Source organism: Streptomyces sp. NPDC052225 (assembly GCF_040679615.1).
Taxonomy (GTDB): Bacteria; Actinomycetota; Actinomycetes; order Streptomycetales; family Streptomycetaceae; genus Streptomyces.
Genome location: NZ_JBFAVD010000017.1, coordinates 97,268 through 118,529 on the forward strand (window position 1 = coordinate 97,268; position 21,262 = coordinate 118,529).

At 73.1% G+C, this 21,262-nt stretch carries 18 protein-coding genes, 2 pseudogenes and 1 riboswitch; of the genes and pseudogenes, 8 read left to right on the top strand and 12 right to left on the bottom strand.

What is annotated here, in order from left to right; all coding sequences use genetic code 11:
- Positions 1–96: 96 nt before the first annotated feature.
- Positions 97–1,113 carry a helix-turn-helix domain-containing protein gene (locus tag AB0L37_RS24100; RefSeq protein ID WP_365509020.1) on the top strand — a complete coding sequence of 339 codons (1,017 nt, stop codon included), beginning with the start codon at positions 97–99 and terminating at the stop codon, positions 1,111–1,113.
- Here the strand turns inward: AB0L37_RS24100 and cobC are convergent.
- From cobC to AB0L37_RS24115, 3 genes and pseudogenes are all read right to left on the bottom strand, one after another.
- Complete coding sequence (gene cobC / locus AB0L37_RS24105) at positions 1,091–2,179, bottom strand: Rv2231c family pyridoxal phosphate-dependent protein CobC (RefSeq protein ID WP_365509227.1); 1,089 nt, start codon at positions 2,177–2,179, stop codon at positions 1,091–1,093. The genes AB0L37_RS24100 and cobC overlap by 23 nt on opposite strands.
- Positions 2,180–2,302: 123 nt before the next feature.
- A pseudogene (locus tag AB0L37_RS24110) lies at positions 2,303–2,623 on the bottom strand (hypothetical protein); the annotation flags it as partial.
- Positions 2,608–3,030, bottom strand: a pseudogene (locus AB0L37_RS24115) (cobalamin biosynthesis protein); the annotation flags it as partial. The pseudogenes AB0L37_RS24115 and AB0L37_RS24110, both read right to left, overlap by 16 nt.
- 6 nt (positions 3,031–3,036) lie before the next feature.
- On the opposite strand from AB0L37_RS24115, the gene AB0L37_RS24120 reads away from it, so the two are divergent.
- Positions 3,037–3,768, top strand: coding sequence for a ZIP family metal transporter (locus AB0L37_RS24120; RefSeq protein WP_365509023.1), 732 nt, complete (start codon positions 3,037–3,039; stop codon positions 3,766–3,768).
- Positions 3,769–3,770: 2 nt separating this feature from the next.
- On the opposite strand, the gene AB0L37_RS24125 is transcribed toward AB0L37_RS24120, so the two are convergent.
- The 8 genes from AB0L37_RS24125 to AB0L37_RS24160 form a co-directional block, all read right to left on the bottom strand.
- Positions 3,771–5,153 carry a cobyrinate a,c-diamide synthase gene (locus AB0L37_RS24125; RefSeq protein ID WP_365509025.1) on the bottom strand — a complete coding sequence of 461 codons (1,383 nt, stop codon included), beginning with the start codon at positions 5,151–5,153 and terminating at the stop codon, positions 3,771–3,773.
- An 8-nt stretch (positions 5,154–5,161) separates the two neighbouring features.
- Positions 5,162–5,761, bottom strand: a complete 600-nt coding sequence (cobO, locus tag AB0L37_RS24130; RefSeq protein WP_365509027.1) for a cob(I)yrinic acid a,c-diamide adenosyltransferase — start codon at positions 5,759–5,761, stop codon at positions 5,162–5,164.
- Complete coding sequence (locus AB0L37_RS24135) at positions 5,761–7,842, bottom strand: putative cobaltochelatase (RefSeq protein WP_365509030.1); 2,082 nt, start codon at positions 7,840–7,842, stop codon at positions 5,761–5,763. Before AB0L37_RS24135 ends, cobO begins: the two co-directional genes overlap by 1 nt.
- A 121-nt stretch (positions 7,843–7,963) precedes the next feature.
- Positions 7,964–9,481, bottom strand: coding sequence for a cobyric acid synthase (locus AB0L37_RS24140; protein WP_365509033.1), 1,518 nt, complete (start codon positions 9,479–9,481; stop codon positions 7,964–7,966).
- The gene (locus AB0L37_RS24145; protein ID WP_365509035.1) at positions 9,478–10,437 is read right to left on the bottom strand and encodes a cobalamin biosynthesis protein; all 960 of its coding nucleotides are present in this window, start codon (positions 10,435–10,437) and stop codon (positions 9,478–9,480) included. Before AB0L37_RS24145 ends, AB0L37_RS24140 begins: the two co-directional genes overlap by 4 nt.
- A gap of 58 nt (positions 10,438–10,495) precedes the next feature.
- Positions 10,496–10,567: riboswitch (cobalamin riboswitch) on the bottom strand.
- A 182-nt stretch (positions 10,568–10,749) separates the two neighbouring features.
- Positions 10,750–10,971 (bottom strand): hypothetical protein, encoded by a 222-nt coding sequence (locus AB0L37_RS24150; RefSeq protein ID WP_365509038.1) that lies wholly within the window; start codon positions 10,969–10,971, stop codon positions 10,750–10,752.
- Between the two features lie 16 nt (positions 10,972–10,987).
- Positions 10,988–12,271: an inorganic phosphate transporter gene (locus AB0L37_RS24155; protein WP_365509041.1), complete on the bottom strand. Its 1,284-nt coding sequence runs from the start codon at positions 12,269–12,271 to the stop codon at positions 10,988–10,990.
- A gap of 227 nt (positions 12,272–12,498) precedes the next feature.
- Entirely contained in the window at positions 12,499–13,242 is a 744-nt protein-coding gene (locus AB0L37_RS24160) for a lysozyme (protein ID WP_365509044.1), read from the bottom strand.
- 186 nt (positions 13,243–13,428) lie between these two features.
- On the opposite strand from AB0L37_RS24160, the gene AB0L37_RS24165 reads away from it, so the two are divergent.
- The 3 genes from AB0L37_RS24165 to AB0L37_RS24175 all read left to right on the top strand — a co-directional run bounded on the left by AB0L37_RS24165 (position 13,429) and on the right by AB0L37_RS24175 (position 16,914).
- Positions 13,429–14,118 (top strand): class II aldolase/adducin family protein, encoded by a 690-nt coding sequence (locus tag AB0L37_RS24165; RefSeq protein ID WP_365509047.1) that lies wholly within the window; start codon positions 13,429–13,431, stop codon positions 14,116–14,118.
- Between the two features lie 175 nt (positions 14,119–14,293).
- Positions 14,294–15,421, top strand: a complete 1,128-nt coding sequence (locus AB0L37_RS24170) for an alpha/beta hydrolase (RefSeq protein WP_365509050.1) — start codon at positions 14,294–14,296, stop codon at positions 15,419–15,421.
- A gap of 101 nt (positions 15,422–15,522) precedes the next feature.
- Positions 15,523–16,914 carry a hypothetical protein gene (locus AB0L37_RS24175; RefSeq protein WP_365509053.1) on the top strand — a complete coding sequence of 464 codons (1,392 nt, stop codon included), beginning with the start codon at positions 15,523–15,525 and terminating at the stop codon, positions 16,912–16,914.
- A gap of 4 nt (positions 16,915–16,918) precedes the next feature.
- On the opposite strand, the gene AB0L37_RS24180 is transcribed toward AB0L37_RS24175, so the two are convergent.
- A complete protein-coding gene (locus AB0L37_RS24180) occupies positions 16,919–17,806 on the bottom strand; it encodes a neutral zinc metallopeptidase (protein ID WP_365509056.1) in 888 nt (295 codons plus the stop codon).
- Positions 17,807–18,029: 223 nt separating this feature from the next.
- On the opposite strand from AB0L37_RS24180, the gene AB0L37_RS24185 reads away from it, so the two are divergent.
- The 3 genes from AB0L37_RS24185 (at position 18,030) to AB0L37_RS24195 (ending at position 21,136) form a co-directional block, all read left to right on the top strand.
- Positions 18,030–18,836 (top strand): hypothetical protein, encoded by an 807-nt coding sequence (locus tag AB0L37_RS24185; RefSeq protein ID WP_365509058.1) that lies wholly within the window; start codon positions 18,030–18,032, stop codon positions 18,834–18,836.
- A gap of 105 nt (positions 18,837–18,941) precedes the next feature.
- Positions 18,942–20,540 carry an ABC-F family ATP-binding cassette domain-containing protein gene (locus AB0L37_RS24190; RefSeq protein WP_365509061.1) on the top strand — a complete coding sequence of 533 codons (1,599 nt, stop codon included), beginning with the start codon at positions 18,942–18,944 and terminating at the stop codon, positions 20,538–20,540.
- 374 nt (positions 20,541–20,914) lie between these two features.
- On the top strand, positions 20,915–21,136 hold the full coding sequence (locus tag AB0L37_RS24195; protein WP_018533414.1) for a helix-turn-helix domain-containing protein: 222 nt from the start codon (positions 20,915–20,917) through the stop codon (positions 21,134–21,136).
- Positions 21,137–21,262 lie beyond the last annotated feature (126 nt).

The window sequence follows — 21,262 nt, forward strand, 5'->3', positions numbered from 1 at the left end:
ATGTGGAGCGATCCGCCGTTCAACAGGTCTCACTCTGGCCTGGTTGAACCATCAACCGTGAGTGTCCGGAACGACATGCCCCGTACACTTCCGGACATGAGACCGGAGATGAGACCGGACATCGCCCCGGACGTGACGTCCGTCGCGCTGGCCGTCACCGACGGGATGCTGCACTTCGAACTGTCCATCGCCTATGAGGTGTTCGGCTCCGCCCCGGCCGCCGTGACCGGCCCCTGGTACGACCTCACCCTCTGCGGGCCCGCCCCCGTGCCCTTCGGCCCCTTCCGGCTGGAACCCGAGCGCGGACTCGACCGCCTCAAGGACGCCGGCACCGTGATCGTCCCCGGCTGGGCCGACACCGACACGGCTCCTCCCGCCGACCTCGTCGACGCGGTGCGGGACGCCCACGACGCGGGCGCCCGGATGGTCTCCCTGTGCACCGGCGCGTTCGTCCTGGCCGCAGCGGGCATCCTCGACGGGAAGCGCGCGACGACCCACTGGGCGCACACCGACGCGCTGGCCGCCCGCCATCCCGAGGTCGAGGTCGACCCCGACGTGCTCTACGTGGACAACGGCCGGGTGCTCACCTCCGCGGGCAAGGCCGCCGCGCTCGACCTGTGCCTGCACCTGGTCCGCCTCGACCACGGCTCCGCCGTCGCCAACACCGCCGCGCGCCGCCTGGTCGTCCCGCCGCACCGCTCGGGCGGACAGGCCCAGTTCGTCAGCGCGCCCGTGCCCGAGCAGGACGACCACCCCCTCACCGCCCTGCTGCCCTGGGTCATCGAGCGGCTCGACGAGCCGCTGACCGTGGAGGACCTGGCCCGGCAGGCGCGGATGAGCTCCCGCCACCTGGGCCGCCACTTCCGCGCCGCGACCGGCACGACCCCGCTGCAATGGCTCCTGGCCCAGCGCATCCGGCACGCCCAGGAGCTCCTGGAGACGACCGACGACAGCATCGACGCCGTCGCCACCGCCACCGGCATGGGCACCGCCACGACCCTGCGCCGCCACTTCAACCGCACCCTCGGCGTCCCCCCGGACACCTACCGCCGCACGTTCCGCACCCGAAATCCCAGTCTCCCGGCGCCCGTCATCCCCGTAGAACGGCCGTGAGCGCGCCGACGAACCGCTCGCTCGTCGCCCGGTCCCGCACGGCGATCCGCACCCAGTCCGTCCCGAGCCCCGGGAACGTGTCACCGCGCCGCACCGCGAACCCCGCGCCCCGCAGCCGCTCCCGCACGGCGTGCGCGTCCGGCACCCGCACCAGCAGGAAGGGGCCCTCCGCGGGCCCGGCCGCCTCCACCCCGTACGGCGCCAACTCCCGTAGCAGGCCCACGAGATACGCCCGGTCGTCGGCCACGGCGTCCGCCGCGTCCGCCGCCTCCGCGACGCCCCGCGCCGACACGCACGCCTGCGCCGCCACCAGAGCGGGCGACGACACCGGCCACAGCGGCTGCGCCTGCTCCAAGGCCGAGATGATCTCCGGCTCGGCCAGTACGTACCCGATGCGAAGACCGGCCAGGCCCCAGGTCTTCGTCAGGCTGCGCAGCACCACGAGGCCCGGCACGTCGGTGCGCCCGGCCAGCGACTCCCGCTCGCCCGGCACCGCGTCCATGAACGCCTCGTCGACCACGAGCACCCGCCCCGGGCGGGCGAGCCGCGCCACCGTGTCGGCCGGATGCAGCACGGACGTCGGATTGGTCGGGTTGCCCACGACCACCAGATCCGCGTCGTACGGCACGAGCTCCGGATCGAGCGCGAATCCGTCCTCCTCGCGCAGCAGCACCCGCCCCACCGCGTGCCCGGCGTCCGCCAACGCCGCCTCGGGCTCCGTGAATTGAGGGTGCACGACCACCGGCCGCCGCACCCTGAGCGCCCGCGCGAGCAGCACGAACGCCTCCGCCGCCCCGGCCGTGAGCAGCACCCGCTCCACGGGCACCCCGTGCCGCGCCGCCACCGCGGCCCGCGCCGCCCGGCCGTCCGGATAGGCGGGGAGCCCGTCGAGCGCCGCGGCGATGTGCTCGCGCAGCCAGGCGGGCGGCGTGCCGGTGCGCACGTTCACCGCGAGATCCGTCAACTTCTCGCCGTCGTCGCGTACTTCGGCGTCTCCGTGGTGCCGCAGATCGGGCCCGCCGGCCGGTGCCGGCGCGGCGGCGGAGTTCGCGTGGAGCACCGCCACCCCGGCGTGCGCCGCGCTCCACCCCTCCGCCTGCGCCGCGGCCCGCCGCGCGACCTGGGCCTCGTACGGCAGGACGACGATCCGCCGCGCCCCGAGCGCCGCACACCGGTCGAGCCCCGACGGCACGTCCGGCGCGGCGCCCGACACGAACGCGGCCTCCACGCCCGCGAAGCCGCTGCCCTCCCACAACAGCCGTGCTGCGGCGACGAGTTCGGCGTTCGCGACGGGGTCGAAGCCGCCCCGTCCCACGAGCAGCACCGTCACATCGGCCCGGTCGGACGGCGTACGGCCACCGCCGCCCAGGACGTCGTCGAGCCGCTGCTCAAGGGCGGCGAGCAGAGCCGGGGCGGGTGTGTGCACGGACGTTTCTCCTCGGGAGACGGATCGGAAAGAGAAAGAGCTTGAGCGGGGGAGGGGCGCTATCCGCTCCGCGCGACCGCGCACGTCACGCGCCCGGGGGCGCCGTCCACCCCCGTCGACGTGCGCTTGGGGACGAGCAGTTCACCCCCGCAGGCGAGCGCCGCGGCCTCGGCGACGGACGGGGTGCCGACGGCCGCGCGGGCCGCGTCCGACGGGTGGGGCACCGGCACGGCGGCGAGCCGCGCCGCGTCGAACGTCACCAGCGGCGCACCGAGCAGCTCCGCCGCCCGGACGATCCCGGGCTCGTGCCGCTTCGCGTCGACCGTCACGAGCGCCACGACGTCCCGCGGCCCTGCCCCGGCCTCGTCGAGCACCGCCCGGACGAGCCCCAGGACCTCGTCCGGGCTCACCCCCGCGCGGGCGCCGACGCCGACGACCACGGCGTCCGGGTGGTGTCGGATGTGCGCCGCGCCCGTCCGATGCGTTAGCAAGGGCCCATGGCGGTGTTCGTGGCGCTCGGCGCCTTTGTGATGACCCTGGTCGGCGGCTGGACCGCGAGGCGGGTCACCGACCGGCGCCATCTGGTGCTCGGGCTCGCGGGTGGGCTGATGCTCGGCGTCGTCGGCCTCGACCTGCTGCCGGAGGCGCTCGACGCGGCCGGCGGCCCGGTCTTCGGGGTGCCGGCCGCGCTGCTCCTGTTCGTCGCCGGGTTCCTCGCCGCGCACGTCCTCGAACACCTTCTCGCCCAGCGCCAGGCGGCCCACGGCGGCGACGAGCACGAGAACGGCCGGGCCCCCGAGGTGGGGCTCACGGCGGCGTCGGCGATGGTCGGGCACAGCCTGATGGACGGCATGGCGATCGGCGCAGCGTTCCAGGTCGGCGGCGGGATGGGCCTCGCGGTGGCGCTGGCGGTGATCGCGCACGACTTCGCCGACGGCTTCAACACGTACACGATCACACGGCTGTACGGGAACGCCCGCCGCAAGGCGATGATGATGCTCTTCGCCGACGCGGCGGCACCCGTCGTCGGCGCGGCATCGACGCTCCTGTTCACCATTCCGGAGCAATTGCTCGGCGGCTATCTGGGCTTCTTCGGCGGCGTGCTCCTGTACCTGGCCGCCGCCGAGATCCTGCCGGAGGCCCACCACGAGCACCCCGCCCGCTCGACCCTGGCGTGCACGGTCGCGGGCGCGGCGTTCATCTGGCTCGTGGTGGGCCTGGCCGGCTGAGCTCACGGGGTGCCGCCGCCGCACCGGTCCACGAGGCGCCGGGCGATGTCCGGCGTCGCCGCCCAGTGCGTGTGCAGATAGCTGGCGTGCACGCCCTGCTGCACGAAGCCCTCGACGCGCGGGGCCGGAAGACGCATGCCCCACGCGGGCGTCGGACCTGCGCCCGGCTCCATCACGGTGCGGTGGAACTCGTGGCCGCGCAGCCGGGTCCCGGCCGGGGCGAGCGCGCTGTCCGTCAGGGCGACGGCGTCCCGGTAGCCCAGGGTGAGGCGGCCGGACATGGCGGCGTCGGCGTCCAGGACCCCGCACATCTCCTTGCCGTCGAGGGAGCGGGCCAGGTAGAGCAGGCCCGCGCATTCGGCGAGGACGGGGGCGCCGGACGCGGCCAGGGCGGCGATGGACTTGCGGAGCTGTTCGTTCTCCGACAGTTCCGGGGCGTAGACCTCGGGGAAGCCGCCGCCGATGACGAGGGCCGACGTGTTCTCGGGGAGCTGTTCGTCGTGGAGGGGGTCGAAGGTGACGACTTCTGCGCCTGCCGCTCGGAGCAGCTCTGTGTGTTCGGCGTAGGAGAAGGTGAAGGCTGCGCCTCCTGCCACTGCCACGGTGGGGTTCGTCGGCGTGTGCGGCGCCATCGTGGCTGGTCGCGCAGTTCCCCGCGCCCCTGGCAGGGCTGCACTCCATGCCTCCGTCGCCAGCGGCGGGGCTGTTCTCGCCAATGCCAGCAGGCCCTCCAAATCGCAGCCCTCGCGGATCATCGCCGCCGCCGCCCGTACGGAGTCGACTGCCTCCGTGCTGCGTTCCGCCACCGGGACCAGGCCCAAATGGCGTGCGGGCGTGGCGACTTGAGGGGTGCGGCGCAGGGCGCCGTACACCGGGACGCCGACCTCCTCCAAGGCCTCGCGGAGCAGCTGCTCGTGGCGGTCGGAGCCGACCTTGTTGAGGATGACGCCCGCGAGCCGGACCTGTGGGTCGAAGGAGGCGAAGCCGTGCACCAGCGCCGCCACCGAACGCGACTGCGACGAGGCGTCCACGACGAGCACGACCGGCGCCTTCAGCAGCTTCGCCACATGGGCGGTCGAGGCCAGTTCGCCCGCACCCGACGCGCCGTCGAACAGACCCATCACGCCTTCCACGACGGCGAGTTCGCACCCGGCCGAGCCGTGCGCGAACAGCGGCGCGACCAGCTCGGGCCCGCACATGTACGCGTCCAGATTGCGCCCGGGGCGGCCGGTCGCGAGGGCGTGGTAGCCCGGGTCGATGTAGTCGGGCCCGACCTTGTGCGGCGACACGGCGAGGCCGCGCTCGGCGAACGCGGCCATCAGGCCCGTCGCCACGGTCGTCTTGCCGGACCCGGACGCGGGCGCGGCGACGACCAGGCGAGGCACTTCGGACGTCACCACTCGATGCCCCGCTGGCCCTTCTGGCCCGCGTCCATCGGGTGCTTCACCTTCGACATGTCGGTCACCAGATCCGCGAACTCGACCAGTTTCTCAGGGGCGTTGCGCCCGGTGATGACAACGTGCTGCGTGCCGGGACGGTCACGCAGCACCTGCACGACCTCGTCGACGTCGATCCAGCCCCAGTGCATCGGGTAGGCGAACTCGTCGAGCACGTACAGCTTGTACGTCTCGGCGGCCAGGTCCCGCTTGACCTGCTCCCACCCCTCGCGCGCCTTCTCCTCATTGTCGACCTGATCGTCGCGCTGCACCCACGACCAGCCCTCGCCCATCTTGTGCCAGGCGACGGTGCCGCCCTCGCCGGAGGCCCCGAGGACCTTGAGGGCGTTCTCCTCGCCGACCTTCCACTTCGCCGACTTGACGAACTGGAACACCCCGATGGGCCACCCCTGGTTCCACGCGCGAAGGGCGAGCCCGAAGGCCGCCGTCGACTTGCCCTTGCCGATGCCCGTGTGCACGAACACCAGCGGACGGTTGCGGCGCTGACGAGTCGTCAGACCGTCGTCCGGTACGACACTCGGCTGTCCCTGCGGCATTAAGCGGCCCTCCTGATGCTCTGCTGACTTCCCTGTACGTCCTTGACGAGACCGGCGATCGAATCCGCCCGCAGCTCGTCCAACGTCACTGCTGTGCCCCCGAGTTGAGCAGCGAGCTGCCCGGCGAGCCCGAGCCGCACCATGCCGCCCTCGCAGTCGACGACCACGGAGGCGATGCCCTCGGCCGCGTGCAGCCCGGCCGCCCGCCCGGCCAGCTTGACCGGCTCCGGGCCGCCGGTGGCGCGCCCGTCCGTCACGACGACCATCAGCGGCCTGCGCGCCGGGTCCCGCAGCCGCTCCACGCGCAGCACGTCGTGCGCCTTGAGCAGCCCGGCCGCCAGCGGCGTGCGCCCGCCGGTCGGCAGCGACTCCAGGCGGGAGGCGGCCGCGTCCACGCTGGACGTGGGCGGCAGCGCGACCTCGGCGCCCGTGCCCCGGAACGTCACGAGCCCCACCTTGTCGCGCCGCTGATAGGCGTCGAGCAGCAGCGACATGACGGCGCCCTTGACGGCGCCCATCCGCTGCCGCGCCGCCATCGACCCCGACGCGTCGACCACGAACAGGACGAGGTTGCCCTCGCGCCCCTCCCGGGTCGCCTGCCGCAGGTCGTCGCGGCGCACCACGAGCCCCGGCCCCGACCGGCCGCGCGCCCGCTGGTGCGGGGCGGCGGCCTGCACGGTCGCGGCGAGGTGCAGCTTGGTCAGGGCGCCCCGGGGCCGGGTGGCGCCCGTCGTCCGCCCGTGCTCGGTCCGCGCCCGGGACCGCCGCCCCGCCGCGCCCTCGCCGAGCCCCGGGACGCTCAGCATCTTCGTACGGAACGGCTCGCCCGCGGCGACGGCCCGCTGCTCCCCGGCGCCGGCCCCGGCGGGCGCGGGCGCGCTCTCGGGGGACTCCTGCGGCTCGGGCGTCTCCGCGGGGCCGTCCTCCTCGGGACCGCGCTCCTCGGGACCGTGCTCCTCGGGTCCGTGCTGCTCCGGGCCGCCCTGCGGGGGCAGCCCGCCGCCCCCGCCGCCGTCCGGCCCCGACCCGCCGTCGTCGGGGCCCTCGGGCTCCGGGTCCGGCTCGTCGTCGGGCCCGAACTCGTCCAGCGTCCGGTCGAGCTTGTCCTCGTCGAGCCCCGGCGCGTCGAAGGGGTTGCGGCGCCTGCGGTGCGGCAGCGCGAGCAGCGCCGCCTGCCGTACGTCCTCCGCGAGCACGTCCGTCCGCCCCGCCCACGCGGCGAGCGCGGTCGCGGTGCGGGCCATCACGATGTCGGCCCGCATCCCGTCGACCTCGAACGCCGCGCAGGTCGCGGCGATCTGCGTCAACGCCGCGTCGCCGAGCCGGACGTGGGGGAGCAGCGCGCGGGCGGCCACGATCCGCTCCCGCACGTCGGCCTCGTCCCCGGCCCACCGGGCGGCGAAGCCGTCCGGGTCGTCGTCGTACGCGAGGCGCCGCTTGACGACCTCGACGCGCTGCGCCGGCTCCCGCGACGCGGCGACCTCCACCGTCAGGCCGAACCGGTCGAGCAACTGCGGCCGCAGCTCACCCTCTTCGGGGTTCATCGTCCCGACGAGGAGGAACCGGGCGGCGTGCCGTACGGAGACGCCCTCGCGCTCGACGTACGAGGCGCCCATCGCGGCGGCGTCGAGCAGCAGGTCGACCAGGTGATCGTGGAGCAGGTTCACTTCATCGACGTACAGGATCCCGCGGTGGGCGTCGGCGAGCAGCCCCGGCTCGAAGGCCTTGACGCCCTCGGCGAGCGCCCGCTCGATGTCGAGCGCGCCGACGAGCCGGTCCTCGGACGCCCCGACCGGCAACTCGACCATGCGCGCGGCACGTTGGGCACCGGGGCCGTCGGTGTGCGGCCCGTCCGGGCACTGCGGGTCGGGCGCCACCGGGTCGCAGGAGAACCGGCACCCGGGGACGACATCGACCCCCGGCATGAGCGCCGAGAGCGCCCGTACGGCCGTCGACTTGGCGGTCCCCTTCTCGCCGCGCACCAGCACACCACCCACAGCGGGCGACACGGCGTTCAACACCAGGGCAAGCCGCAGATCGTCCTGGCCGACGAGTGCGGTGAACGGGTAGGGAGTGGCCATCAGCCGCGATCCTCCGATGAGTTGAGGCGCCCCGTCAGGGGCGCGGGGAACTGTGCGAGCAACCACGACGGCGCAGCCTTCGCAAACGAACGGGCAACGTGCAACGGCGAGTCGGCGCTCATCACGGCGCCCCCGGCGGCACGAACGGCAACCCTCCAGGCACGCCCTCCTCGATCAACCGCATCAACGCCCCGGTGTCGGCATACCGCTCGATCAGATCCCCCAGCCGATCCAGCTGCTCCTCCCGCAACGCCTCGAACGACGTGTCGGGCGCCGGAACGAACCGCCGCCCCGCATCCCGCGCGACCTCCCGCAGGAACGCCCGCCGGAACCCGTCCGACTCAAGGGACCCGTGCCAGTGCGTCCCCCACACGGCCCCCACCCGGCACCCGTCCAAGAAGGCTTCCCCGCCCAGGACTTCGGCGACCCCGTGATGGATCTCGTACCCCTCGACGGGCTCCCCGAGGGCCACCCCGGCCGGCCGGGCCAGCGTCTTCGCGGCGGCGAACCGCACCCGTACGGGAAGCAGTCCGAGCCCGTCGACGACGCCCGCCCGGGACTCCACCTCGTCCTCGATGCGCTCACCGAGGAGCTGGAAGCCGCCGCAGATGCCGAGCACGGGACGCCCCTCGGCGGCCCGCCGCGCCAGCGCGTCCGCGAGCCCCCGCTCCCGCAGCCACTCCAGCGCCTTCACGGTGCCGCGCGTCCCGGGCACCACCACCAGGTCCGCGTCGACGAGCTCCTCGGCCCGGTCCACGAACCGCACGACGACCCCCGGCTCGGCGGCCAGCGCGTCGACATCGGTGAAGTTCGACATGAGCGGGACGGCGCACACGGCGACCCGCAGCACGTCCTCGCCGACCGGCGGCGCCACGACGGACTCCCGCACGGCGCCCCGCAGGGAGACGCGCAGCCCGTCCTCCTCGTCGATCCCGAGCCCGTGCTGATACGGCAGCACGCCATAAGTGGGCCGCCCCGTAAGGGACTTGAGCATGTCGAGCCCGGGCTCCAGCAAGCTCACGTCACCCCGGAACTTGTTGACGAGATACCCGGCGAGCAGTTCCTGGTCCTCCGGCGCGAGCAGCGCCGTCGTCCCGAAGAACGAGGCGAAGACCCCGCCCCGGTCGATGTCGCCCACCACGAGCACGGGCAGCCGCGCTGCCCGCGCGATGCCCATGTTCACGATGTCGGTACGCCGCAGATTGATCTCGGCGGGAGAGCCCGCCCCCTCACAGATCACAGCGTCATGACTGCCCCGCAACTCCTCCAGGCACCCCACGACGGTGTCGAGCAGCGACGCCTGCCGGCTGCCGTGGTAGCCGCGCGCGCTCATCTCGCCCACGGGCTTGCCCATGAGCACGACCTGACTGCTGCGATCGCTCCCCGGCTTCAACAGCACGGGATTCATGAGCGCGCTCGGCTCGACGCGGGCGGCCTGCGCCTGCATGGCCTGCGCCCGCCCGATCTCGGCGCCCTCGCGCGTCACGAACGAGTTGAGGGACATGTTCTGTCCCTTGAACGGCGCGACCTTCACACCCTGCCGCACCAGCCACCGGCAGATCCCCGCGGTGACGACGCTCTTCCCGGCGTCGGAGGTCGTGCCCGCGACGAGCAGCCCCCCGCCCCGACGGCCCGTCATCCCCGGCCCCGCATCAGCATTCGTGCTCCCACGCAGACTCCCAGTGCCGCCAGACCGACGCGCCGCGAAAGACGCGCGGCCCGCTCCACATCACGCACCTCGACCGGACGCCCCGGCGCGTTCAGGACAGGCCGGTGCTCGACCCTGCCCCCGTACGACAACGTGCCCCCGAGCCGCACCCCGAGCGCCCCCGCGAAGGACGCCTCGACGACCCCGGCGTTGGGGCTGGGGTGCCGCCCGGCATCCGCTCGCCACGCCCGTACGGCATCGCGCGGGCGCCCACCGGCGAGCACCGCGAGGGCGCCCGTCAGGCGCGCCCCCGGCCACCCCGCGACATCGTCGAGCCGCGCCGAGGCCCAGCCGAACCTGCGGTACTTCACCGACTTGTGCCCGACCATCGCGTCGAGCGTGTTCACGGCGCGGAAGGCGAGCAGTCCGGGCACACCCGCCACGGCACCCCACACCAGCGCGCCGACCACGGCGTCGGACGTGTTCTCGGCGACGGACTCCACGACGCCCCGGGCGATCCCGTCGGCGTCGAGCCCCTGCGGGTCACGGCCGCACAGCCGCGGCAGCAACTCCCGCGCCAGCTCCACGTCCCCGGCCTCCAGGGCGGAGCCGACGGCCCGCGCCTCCCGGCCCAGTGAGGTGCCGCCGACGACGGCCCAGGTGGCGGCGGCGGTCAGTGCGACGGAGGCGGCGGGGGAGCGGCGTACGAGACGCGTGGCGGCGACGCCCGCCGCGGCGGCGCCACCCGCGCACACGACGGTGTGCAGCGCGCCCCATCCGCGGTGGTCACGCCACAGCCGACGCTCGACGGCGCCCGCGGCCCGCCCGAACCCGGCGACGGGATGCCCGCGGCGCGGATCGCCGACCAGAAGGTCGCTCAACAGCCCGATGGCGGCCCCGTACGCGAAAACGCGCTCGGACCGCCCGGCCCCACGCAGGGCGAACATGGCGGTAGTTGTCCTCACTCAGGGTGTCCACGCCCTGGTTCGACGAGACCGGCAGAGAGAGTTCCTGGCTGGCCCTGCCGAAGCAGGACTCACAGTGGCGGGACCGCGCCGGATTCGCACCGGCTTCCTCAACTGCTGCCGTATATGGCGGGGGAAGTCCATCACGCCCCGCGAACGGCCGTCAACTTGCTGTTGACCAGGAACGGAAGAGTGTGCGCAGCCCCACACCGTCCCCCGGCGCACACACGGAACCGCCCTGCCCCTCCCGTCGAGGAGGAACAAGGCGGTCCCGAGCGAACACGCGCCGAGCGGTCAGGCCACGATCAGAAAGATCCCGTACGCCACAGCCACCGCACATGCCGCGAAGCACGCGTACGCACCGGACGTGACGAGGGCGGCCGAGCCACCCCGCTGCGCCGCCGACTCCTTCTTGGAGAGGCCGACGATGCCCAGGGTGAACAGGCCCACCAGGGCCACGGTGACCACGAGGCTGACGCCGAAGACGGAGCCGAGGGCTGCCCAGTCGATCTTCATAGCTGGTCCTGCTTCCTTACAGCGTGGCGCCGGCGGGGCGCGCGGGGTCGGCCACGGCCGGGGCCGGAGCGGGGATCGTGGTCTTCACCTCGGAGGACTCCCCGGTGGCGAGCGTGCCGACCGGCGGCGGCGTGACCGCGGCGATCGCGGTCGTCACGACGCCCGCGGGCTCCTCGGCCGGCACCGGAGCGGCGCCGATCTCGTCGTCGGTGACGTTCGTGTGGTCGATGGAGTTGCGGCGGGACAGCTTCCAGATGATCCCGGAGCCGGCCACGAGCAGTGCGGCGGTGAGGCCGATGCCCCACGGACCCTGCTTGGTGAGGAACTCGGCGCCCGCGCCCACCAGACCGGCGGCCGGCAGCGTCAGACCCCAGGCGACGAACATGCGGGTCGCGGTCGACCAGCGGACGACGCCGCCCTTGCGGCCGAGGCCCGAGCCCATCACGGCGCCGGAGCAGACCTGCGTCGTGGAGAGCGAGAAGCCGATGTGCGAGGAGGCCAGGATCGCCGTCGCGGCGCTGGTCTGCGCGGCGAAGCCCTGCTGCGGGGCGAGGTCGGTGAGGCCCTTGCCCATGGTGCGGATGATCCGCCAGCCGCCCAGGTACGTGCCCAGCGCGATGGCCAGACCGGCCGAGACGATGACCCACATCGGGGGGTTGGCGCCGGGCGAGAGCACGCCACCGGTGATCAGGGCGAGGGTGATGATGCCCATCGTCTTCTGCGCGTCGTTCGTGCCGTGCGCGAGGGAGACGAGGCCGGCCGAGGCGATCTGCCCGGCGCGGTAGCCCTTGGCGGTCGCCTTCTGGTCGGTCTTCTTGCTGATGCGGTAGGTCAGGCGCGTGGCGAGCATCGCGGCGAGACCGGCGACGATCGGCGCGGCGACCGCGGGCAGCAGCACCTTGGTGACGACGGTGCCGCCGTTCACCGACGACCAGCCCATCGACATGACCGCGGCGCCGATGAGGCCGCCGAACAGGGCGTGCGAGGAGCTGGAGGGGAGGCCGACCAGCCAGGTCAGCAGGTTCCAGAGGATGGCGCCTACGAGCGCCGCGAATATGACCTCTGTCTTGAGGCCGTCCTCATTGATGATGCCGCCGGAGATGGTCTTCGCGACCTCGACGGAGAGAAACGCTCCGACCAGGTTCAGCACGGCGGACATGGCCACCGCCGTCTTCGGCTTGAGGGCGCCTGTCGAGATGGTCGTCGCCATCGCGTTGGCGGTGTCGTGGAAACCGTTGGTGAAATCAAAAACCAGCGCGGTGACGATCACGATCGCAAGGAGCAGCGTGATGTGTTCCATTTACCCAGGCTTCGGTTGGACGTCAGTGGCACGTTGAACGTAGGGAAGCTGAGTGAACGGAAGATGAACTGGGGCGGGCGCCTCGGTGACCCGATCCGGAGCCACCTCGCTCCGCTTGACAGCAGACGGTCGCGCCGCCTCCGTTTCGGTGCGCCGAAGTCCCGGCCGAAGGCCCGGAATCACGGGCTCCGGGGACCTTCGGCCGGGCCTTTCGGCCACGCTCGGGGCTACCCCCGGGCGAACTTCCTGAGCTGCGCGAGCGACCCGTTGAAGAGATTCTGATCACCCGGCAGGCTGCCGCCGTTGTCGTACTGCCAGAACGTCCAGTAGCCCCACCCCGCGGGCAGGGCCCCCGCGCTCTCGTCGTAGCGCGCGAGCCACAGGGCGTGGTCGGCGGCGAAGGCCCGGCTGTTGCCGGTGCACTTCGCCCACCAGTGGTAGTTCGTGTAGATCACCGGACGCCGCCCGGTCCTGCGCTTGATCTCGTCGCTGAAGGACTTGATCCACGAGACGAGCCGGCCCCTGCTCATGCCGTAGCACTTCTTCTTGCCGTACGGGTTGTACTCGATGTCGAGCGCGGGCGGCAGCGTCCAGCCGTCCCGCGACCAGGCCCCTCCGTTGCGGACGAAGTACGAGGCCTGCGTCCGGCCCGACGACTTGTTCGGGACGGCGAAGTGGTAGGCGCCGCGGATGATGCCGGCGCTGCGGGCGCCGTTGTACTGCTGCGCGAAGTACGGGTTCTTGTAGGTCGTCGACTCGGTCGCCTTCACGTAGACGAACCGGGCCCCCTTGCTCCTGGCCTTGCTCCAGTTGACGTTCTTCTGGTGCGAGGAGACATCGTGCCCCCTGGGCTTGCCGGCCGCCTGCGCCGGCAGTTCCGCGAGCGCGGTGCCCCCCAACGTCAGCGCGGCCACGGAAGTCGCCGCGACGATGCGGGCACGACGACGCGTCGGTGTGTTGTCACGAGCCATATTTCCCCCCGGATGGCGACGTGCACGACAAATCCCCCAGAGAGTACTGGAAGATCCGGTGGTGCCCGTCGCCCCCAAGCCAGTCGTTGCCGAGGGTGATCCATGCCCATGTGCGCACTGCCGGACGCCCGGCTTCCGCACTCCTCCGCCCCGGCCTGGAGGCGGTCGGCTGACAGGATGCACGCCATGACGGAACACGATCGAGCACGGCCCCGGGACCTCGCCCGGGCATGGGAGGAACTGGTCGACACCGCCCGCCGCACGGTCGCCGACGGACTGGTCGTCGGCACCTCGGGCAACGTCTCCGTTCGCGTCGGCGAAGGCCCCGACAGTACGGTCCTGGTCACCCCGAGCGGTGTCCCCTACGACCGCCTCGGCCCGCGCGACGTGGTCGCCGTCGACCTCGACGGCACCCGGCACGCCGGCACCCTCGCCCCCACCAGCGAGCTGCCGATGCACCTCGCGATCTACCGGAACACCGACGCCCGCGCCGTCGTGCACACCCATGCCGTGCACGCCACGGCCGTCTCCACGCTCGTCCCCGAGCTCCCGCCGGTCCACTACATGACCGCGGCCCTCGGCGGCATCGTCCGCGTCGCCCCGTACGCGACCTACGGCACCGAAGAGTTGGCCGAGAACATGCTCTCGGCGCTGGCCGGTCGCACAGGCTGTCTACTCCAGAACCACGGCACCGTCACATACGGAAACACTCTCTCCCAGGCCTACGACCGCACCGCCCAGCTGGAGTGGATGTGCCGCCTGTGGCTCACCGCCCACTCCGTCCCCGGCCGCACCCCCACCCTCCTCACCGACGCCCAACTGGCCGAGGTGGGGGAGCGGCTGCGGGGATACGGACAGCAGGCCCCGCCGGCCTGATCCGCGCCCGGAGGCGTACGAGAGCCCTTCCCGGAGCACCCGTACGGGGACCCGCCCGGCGTGAGGAGGCCCCGTGAGCAGAACCCGTACGGCAATGGTGACCCGCCCGGCACGGGCGTCACTCGCATCCTCCGTCCCGCTGGCCGCGGCGCGCCGGGCCCACGACACTGGACGAGTGCGCACCGCCAGAGCGACGGCCGCTGCCGTCACCGCCGTCCTAGGGGCCTCGGCCGCCGCGATCGCCGCCGGCCGGCTGGCCAGCGACGCCGCGCTCAAGGCGCCCGCAGGACGCCCCCTGCCCACCGAACCCCGACTCGCCGTCCACGCCACCGCCGCGGGCCAGATCACCCTGACCCGTGACCTGGCCTCGCTGCGCCCGGGCACCTACGGGCTCGCGGGCGACGGGTTCCACGCCGTCGTCGGCCCCGTCGTCGAATCGGCTCCGCACGCCGCGGACACCGTCGTACGCCGCCTGGAGCGGGTCACCCACGGCACCCTGGAACCCGGCGCCAAGGCCTGGCTCACCCCGCAGGTGCACATCGGCGACCCCAAGTCCGCGCTCGGCCTCGACCACGCCGACGTGGACGTGCCCGGCGAACTCGGCGCGCTGCCCGCCTGGTTCCTGCCCGGCGTCCGCGACACCTGGGTCATCACCGTCCACGGTCTCGGCACCACCCGCGAACACCCCATGAACCTCATGGAGTTCCTGCACCACCACCGCTTCCCGGTGCTCGACCTCGCCTACCGCGGCGACCTCGGCGCCCCCCGGTCCCCGGACGGCCTCGGCCACCTCGGCGCGACGGAGTGGCGCGACCTGGACGCCGCGATCCGCTACGCCGTGCGCTACGGCGCCCGGCACGTCATCGTGCACGGCTGGTCCACCGGCGCCGCCATGGCCCTGCACGCCGCCGCGCACTCCGCGCTGCGCGACCGCATCAAGGGCCTGGTCCTCGACTCCCCGGTGCTCAGCTGGGAGGCGACGCTGCGCGCCCTGGCCGGCGCCCGCCGCACCCCCGCCGCCCTGCTCCCGCTGGCGGTCCGCGCCGCCCAGGGCCGCACCGGCCTGGGCGGCGACCGCCTCGCCGAGGCCGCGGACCTGGCCGCCCTCTCCGTCCCCACGCTCCTCGTGCACGGCCCCGACGACGAGGTGGCCCCCTGGGCGCTGTCCCGCCGGCTCGCCGAGCGCCGCCCGGAGCTGGTCACCCTGCACACGGTCGACGACGCCCCGCACAACGCGATGTGGAACGCGGACCCGAAGGGGTACGAAGAGGCGCTGCGCCGCTTCCTGACCCCCCTGATGTGAGGGCGCGGCTCGCGGTGCGCGAAGTGCCACGAACCGCGAGCCGAGCCCCGAACACAGGGGCGCGTTTGGGAATTCACGGGGTCACCCTGGAGACTGCTCCGGTGACGTCCCGTACTCCGCGCGACTCCAGGCTCCGACTTGTCCGCCCGCGCCGCCAGCCCCTGGCCGCGCCGGCCCCCAGGCCCGCGGCCGAGCGCCGCCCCGCACCCCGCCCGCCGGAGGGCACCCCGCCCCCGTCGGAGCTGGCCCGCACCGCCCGCCAGTGTCTGGCCGCCGCCGTCCGCGTGGCCCGCTGGGCCGACGCCGCGCTGAGCCCCGGCAACACCACGGCCGCCGGCGACGGCCTCGGCACCCTCGCCGACGCCACCGCGCGCCGCGCCGCCGACGACCTCGACCTCACGGTGGCCCAGGTCCGCGCCGACTGGGACACCGCACGCCTCGCCGGCCTCGTCGAGGTGCACGGCGACACCGCACGCCCCGGCTGGCGGCTGCGCGCCTGGGACCGCGACGACACGGCCGTGCTGCGCGGCTGGGTCGCCCTGTTCGACGCCTGGTCCCTCGTGCACCCCGCGCCGGACTCCCTGGAGCCCGCCGCCGTCGCCGAAGTCGTCGAAGCCGTACCGCAGTTGCTCTCCTTCCTCCAGCTGATGGCGGGCCCGGTCGCCGTCGACCAGCTCCTCGACCTGCTCGACCAGCGCGTCACCGAACTCCGTACGGAGCGCTGCGAGATCCCCTTCGGACCGCAGCCGGAACCGACGCCGCCCGAGGACACCCCGCTCCTCCCGCTCCTCGACTGGGCGCTCAACGGCCTCGCCTCGGTCAGCGCGCTCACGTACGCCGACGGGCACGCCACCCTCACCCCGCTGGGCAGTTGGGCGGTCTGGGTCAAGCTGGAGCAGATCTGCGTCGCCGCCCAGTCCCCGGCCGGGAACATCGAGGTCTCCGCCGAGGACATGCTGCGCGGCTGCGCGCGGCTGCGGCCGAACGCGGCCCGCTCCGAGTACCGCGCCTGGCTAGCCGCCCGTGACGTCGGCACCGCCGTCACCGAGCTCGTCGACGCGGCCGGTGGCGAGGACGCCCTGCTGCGCGGCCTCGCCTTCGAGGCGCTGCGCGTCGTCGGCGCCCCCGCCGAACCCGAGGTCCGCCGCGCCGCCGACGACCCGGCCCTGCGCCCCTACGCCCTGCTGTGGCTCGCCGAGTACGAGGGCGCGGACCCCGAGGACGTCCACACGGTCCTCACCCGGGAGGAGGCGACGTGGCTGTGGGTCGACACGGCCGCCGCCGTCGCCGACCACGGCGAAGCCCCCCTGCTCGTACGGCACTTGGAGTCCGCGGTGCAGCCGACCGTGCCCGCGCTGATCGAGGAGGTCCGCGCCGTCGGCCACCCCCGCACGGTTCAGGTCCTCGTCGCCCTCGCCGCCGCCCACCCGGACCCGGCGCTCGCGAAGGCGGTCCGCCGCGCGGCCTTCCAGGTCCACACCGGCGGGGCCTGACGCCCTACCTGAACGTGTTGCACTGCGCCATGTCGCCGCTCTTGTAGCCCTGGTAGAACCACTGCTGGCGCTGCTGCGCCGAGCCGTGCGTCCACGACTCGGGCGTCACACGGCCCTGGTACCGCTCCTGGATCCGGTCGTCGCCGACCGCGGCGGCGGCGTCCAGGCCGTCGCGGATGTCGGCGTCGGTCAGGTTCGTGATGAGCGGCCTGCCGGTCGACTCGTCCGGCGTGCGCGTGGCGTTGCGGGCCCACACCCCGGCGTAGCAGTCGGCCTGCAACTCCACCTTCACGGCGTTGCTGTTCTGCCCGGTGCGCCCGTCCTGCGAGCGCTTCAGGGTCCCCATCAGGTTCTGCACGTGGTGCCCGTACTCGTGCGCCACCACGTACGCCTGCGCGAACGGCCCGCCGCTGGAGCCGAACTTGGTGCGCAGCTCGTCGAAGAAGCCGAGGTCCAGATAGACCTTCCGGTCGCCGGGGCAGTAGAAGGGCCCGACCGCCGAGGTCGCCGCGCCGCACGCCGTGGACACCCGGTCGGTGAAGAAGACGGTCGACGCGGGCGTGTACGTGCCGCCCCTGCGCTGGAACTCCGGGCGCCAGAAGTCCTGCACGCTGTTGACCACCGCGACGATCCGGCAGTCGTCCTTGGTGTTCGCGTCCGATCCCGTACGGCAGTGCTGCTGCACCTGCGCCGCGCTGGAGACCGACGTCGCCGGGGTGCCGGTGCCGTCGGAGGAGAGCCCGAACTCGTCCGTGCCGAAGAAGAGCCCGAAGAACAGCGCGATCAGCCCGACGAGCCCGCCCCCGATGGTCGCCTTCCCGCCCGGGACCCGGCTGCCCCGCACGTCCTGGACCTCCGAGGTGTCCAGATTCGCATCGTCGTCGAACTGCATGCCGCACCGCTTTCTTGTCTCTTGCAGAGAGCTGGGGGATCGACCACTTCATCCTGTTACGTGCCCTCCATGGAGGGCCTGATGCGGGGGCCGAACGGGGGAACGCGCGCCGTCGTGCACGCCGTGTCGTCACGCGCCGGGGAGCTGGCCGCGCGCCCCGCGGCTACGCTCTGCGCCGGATCGTGGCCGAAGGCGACGAAAACGGCACAAAAAAGGGGGAGCAGTGGCGGTCGTTCCGCTCGACGTGGCACTCGACGTGACAACAGAGGCGGGCCACGTACCGGTCTCCCGCGTCGCCCCGCCGCCCGCGCCCCGCCGCCGTCCCCGCGCCGCCCTCCTCCTGCCGGTGCTCGGCGCCCTGCTCGCGCTCCCGCTGGTCACGGCCGCCCACCAGGTCCGCCCCACCGCCTACGGCGACCACCTCACGCGGTACGCGCGCGTCGCCGCGGCGCCCGAGCCCCAGCTGCGCACGCGCGGCCGGGCGGTCGAGGCGTACGACGACACCGGCGTCCGCTGGCGCCACACCCGCGACGGCCGCCGCCCCCTCACCGTCCTCGCCGCACCGGGCCGGGCCTTCGCCCTCTGGAGCGACGGCATGGTCACCGACACCGAACGCGCCGCGGGCCGCGGTGTGCGCTGGCACCGGGCGATCCCCGACGCGGCGCCCTGGCTGCGCACCCCCGGCGCGCGCGACGGCGCGGGGGTCCTCCAGCCGCTGGACGCCGACACCCGGATGCTCGCGGTCGTCACGCCCCGGCGGATCGCCGCGTACCGCACGGCGGACGGGGACCTGCGCTGGGTGCTGCCCGCGCGCGCGGGCTGCGTCTTCGAACCGGCCGACTACGTCAGGCGCGAAAAAGCGGTCCTCGTCGCGCAGCCCTGCACGGATCCCGCCGTCCCCTGGACCGAGCGGATCGTGGCCGTGGACGGCCTCGGCCGCATCGTTCCCCGGCGCACGCCCCTGGGCAACGACCTGCCCGCGTCCCGGCACCCGGGGCGCGCGGGAAATCCGCTTGCATCCCACCGTTAAACTGGCTCGTATGACGTTTCTTCTCTGGGTGCATTAGCGGCGCCGACCGGCCCTCGCCCTGGCCCTTGCTCGTCAGTAAGCCGTTAATCCTGTCCTGGAGTCTTCGTGATCACCGCATCCGGCATCGAACTGCGCGCCGGCGCCCGCATCCTCATCGAGAACGCCACGTTCCGTGTCGCCAAGGGCGACCGCATCGGCCTCGTCGGCCGCAACGGCGCAGGCAAGACCACGCTGACCAAGTGCCTGGCCGGTGAGGGCATCCCGGCCGGCGGCACCATCAGCCGCTCCGGCGAGGTCGGCTACCTCCCGCAGGACCCGCGCACCGGCGACCTCGACGTCCTCGCCCGCGACCGCATCCTCTCCGCCCGCGGCCTGGACACTTTGATCCGCAAGATGCGCGAGAACGAGCAGCGCATCGCGACCGGCACGGGCGCCACGCAGACCAAGGCCCTCAAGCAGTACGAGCGCCAGGAGACGGAGTTCCTCACCAAGGGCGGGTACGCCGCCGAGGCCGAGGCCGCCACCATCGCCGCCGCGCTGAACCTCCCCGACCGCGTGCTCGGCCAGCCCCTGCACACGCTCTCCGGTGGTCAGCGCCGCCGTATCGAGCTGGCCCGCATCCTCTTCTCCGACGCGGACACGCTCCTGCTCGACGAGCCCACGAACCACCTGGACGCGGACTCGATCGTCTGGCTGCGCGACTACCTGAAGACGTACAGCGGCGGCTTCATCGTGATCTCCCACGACGTCGACCTGGTCGAGACGGTCGTCAACAAGGTCTTCTACCTGGACGCGAACCGCGCCCAGATCGACGTCTACAACATGGGCTGGAAGCTCTACCAGCAGCAGCGCGAGGCCGACGAGAAGCGCCGCAAGCGCGAGCGCCAGAACGCCGAGAAGAAGGCCGCCACCCTCAACGCGCAGGCCGACAAGATGCGCGCCAAGGCCACCAAGACGGTCGCCGCGCAGAACATGGCCAAGCGCGCCGACAAGCTCCTCGCGGGCCTGGAGGAGGTGCGCCAGCAGGACAAGGTCGCCAAGCTGCGCTTCCCCGAGCCCTCGCCGTGCGGCAAGACGCCGCTCATGGCCGAGGGCCTGTCGAAGTCGTACGGCTCCCTGGAGATCTTCACGGACGTCGACCTGGCCATCGACAAGGGCTCGCGCGTCGTCATCCTCGGCCTCAACGGCGCGGGCAAGACGACCCTGCTGCGCCTGCTCGGCGGCGCGGAGGAGCCCGACACCGGCCAGGTCATCAAGGGCCACGGCCTCAAGCTCGGCTACTACGCGCAGGAGCACGAGACCCTCGACCCGGAGCGCACGGTCCTGGAGAACATGCGCTCGGCCGCCCCCGACCTGGACCTGATCCAGGTGCGCAAGACGCTGGGCTCGTTCCTCTTCTCCGGCGACGACGTCGACAAGCCGGCCGGGGTCCTCTCCGGCGGCGAGAAGACCCGTCTCGCCCTCGCCACCCTCGTGGTGTCGTCGGCGAACGTGCTGCTGCTCGACGAGCCCACGAACAACCTCGACCCGGCGAGCCGCGAGGAGATCCTCGGCGCGCTGCGCACCTACAAGGGCGCCGTCGTCCTCGTCACGCACGACGAGGGCGCCGTCGAAGCGCTCCAGCCGGAGCGGATCATCCTGCTCCCGGACGGTGTCGAGGACCTGTGGGGCCAGGGCTACGCGGACCTCGTCGCGCTCGCCTGACGTCAGCACCGCTTGATCGAATAGCTGATCCACTGACTGGTCACCGGCTGATCCACTCCGTATGGATCATTCGGCCGATCCGTGATCCTTCATCTGAGTGAGATCGCCTCGTACCGCGGTGTGTCCTACACGGATCCGGGCCCGCCCGGGACCCCACAGCCCTTGCGGCGCCTGGGCAGTCGCTGACCTGCCGGTTCTTTCCCAGGGGCCTTTCCCGGACCCGGGAAAGGCCACCGGAACCCCTGATTCCACTCGTGTGGATCGCCTCGCGCCCCGGAATTCCCGGCCTACGGACCTTGCCGAATGGGTGGCCAGGAAGGCCGCAAGGGGTGATCATGGGAAATCCAGAGCGCACTTCCCATGAGGAGGCACGGGTGGCCGAGACTCTGAAGAAGGGCAGCCGGGTAACCGGCGCCGCGCGCGACAAGCTCGCGGCAGACCTGAAGAAGAAGTACGACTCCGGTGCGAGCATCCGGGCACTGGCCGAGGAGACCGGCCGCTCGTATGGCTTCGTCCACCGGATGCTCAGCGAGTCCGGGGTCACGCTGCGAGGTCGCGGTGGGGCCACGCGAGGCAAGAAGGCCGCGGCGAGCTGACGCTCCCCACGGCTCGTTCTGCTCACTGGCTCCCTCGGTGACCACCCGGTCGGTTCTCTGATCGGCCGGGTGGTTACTGTGCAGTCACTTACGCTCGTGTGTTGCGTACGACTGCGCAGACCCGGA

Excerpts from the sequence above, each read along its gene's own strand:
- AB0L37_RS24100 (WP_365509020.1), top strand. The coding sequence starts at position 97 with ATGAGACCGGAGATGAGACCGGACATCGCCCCGGACGTGACGTCCGTC.
- AB0L37_RS24120 (WP_365509023.1), top strand. The coding sequence starts at position 3,037 with ATGGCGGTGTTCGTGGCGCTCGGCGCCTTTGTGATGACCCTGGTCGGC.
- cobO (WP_365509027.1), bottom strand. The coding sequence starts at position 5,761 with ATGCCGCAGGGACAGCCGAGTGTCGTACCGGACGACGGTCTGACGACT.
- AB0L37_RS24135 (WP_365509030.1), bottom strand. The coding sequence starts at position 7,842 with ATGGCCACTCCCTACCCGTTCACCGCACTCGTCGGCCAGGACGATCTG.
- AB0L37_RS24140 (WP_365509033.1), bottom strand. The coding sequence starts at position 9,481 with ATGACGGGCCGTCGGGGCGGGGGGCTGCTCGTCGCGGGCACGACCTCC.
- AB0L37_RS24145 (WP_365509035.1), bottom strand. The coding sequence starts at position 10,437 with ATGTTCGCCCTGCGTGGGGCCGGGCGGTCCGAGCGCGTTTTCGCGTAC.
- AB0L37_RS24150 (WP_365509038.1), bottom strand. The coding sequence starts at position 10,971 with ATGAAGATCGACTGGGCAGCCCTCGGCTCCGTCTTCGGCGTCAGCCTC.
- AB0L37_RS24155 (WP_365509041.1), bottom strand. The coding sequence starts at position 12,271 with ATGGAACACATCACGCTGCTCCTTGCGATCGTGATCGTCACCGCGCTG.
- AB0L37_RS24160 (WP_365509044.1), bottom strand. The coding sequence starts at position 13,242 with ATGGCTCGTGACAACACACCGACGCGTCGTCGTGCCCGCATCGTCGCG.
- AB0L37_RS24165 (WP_365509047.1), top strand. The coding sequence starts at position 13,429 with ATGACGGAACACGATCGAGCACGGCCCCGGGACCTCGCCCGGGCATGG.
- AB0L37_RS24180 (WP_365509056.1), bottom strand. The coding sequence starts at position 17,806 with ATGCAGTTCGACGACGATGCGAATCTGGACACCTCGGAGGTCCAGGAC.